Source organism: Streptococcus sp. HMSC070B10, from assembly GCF_001808665.1.
GTDB lineage: Bacteria > Bacillota > Bacilli > Lactobacillales > Streptococcaceae > Streptococcus.
In genome coordinates, this window is record NZ_KV794213.1 from 1 (window position 1) to 206 (window position 206).

The window sequence follows — 206 nt, forward strand, 5'->3', positions numbered from 1 at the left end:
GACTTAACAGACACCAACGTGGACGCCTTGAAGGAAACACCGGTAGTGGATAGCTTGGGCAGTTACGAGCTTCAAATTCCAGCTGGAACCAAACTTCCTGCTCATAGCTATCTAGGTATGAAGCTTGACCGTATTCATGAAGTCAAGAGCATCCAGCTCAAAGGCCAGGCCAACCCAGCTCTTAGCTTGGAATACTCTGCAAATGC

At 48.5% G+C, this 206-nt stretch carries 1 protein-coding gene; it reads left to right on the forward strand.

The features are described 5' to 3' along the window. On the forward strand, nt 1-206 hold a 206-nt coding region (locus tag HMPREF2613_RS07535), incomplete at both ends, for a hypothetical protein (RefSeq protein WP_148129955.1).